Genomic DNA, 419 nt, shown 5'->3' on the forward strand with positions numbered 1-419 from the left:
CCACCCTCGCGGTCGTCCCGGCGGAAGCCACCCTCGCGGCGGTCGTCGCCGCGGAAGCCGCCCTCACGGGGGCTCGTGCGGGAGCCCGAGTCGCGGCGGTCACCGCCCCGGAAACCGCCGTCACGGGGACCCGACCGGAAGCCTTCCGGGCGGTCAGTGCCGCGCGGGCTCCCGTCGCGGCCACCCCGGTACGAGGATCGCTCGTCGCGGCGGGCGTCATCGCGCCCCTGCCCACGCTCGGCGCGGTCCTCGTAACGACGGGGGCGATCCCCGCCCTGCGGTTCAGAACTCACAGGTACATCCTTCCTGAATGCGTCACCAAGACGCTAACGCAGTCAAGGGCCGACCCTACTCGGGCGGCCCTTGACTGGAAGATTGTCCGGCGGTGTCCTACTCTCCCACACCCTCCCGAGTGCAGT

General features: G+C 72.1%; 1 pseudogene. It reads right to left on the reverse strand.

Annotation, left to right across the window (positions count from 1 at the left end):
* A pseudogene (locus ABZ570_RS33890) lies at positions 1 to 293 on the reverse strand (transcription termination factor Rho); the annotation flags it as partial.
* Positions 294 to 419 lie beyond the last annotated feature (126 nt).

This window comes from Micromonospora sp. NPDC007271 (genome assembly GCF_040634005.1).
Classification (GTDB): domain Bacteria; phylum Actinomycetota; class Actinomycetes; order Mycobacteriales; family Micromonosporaceae; genus Micromonospora.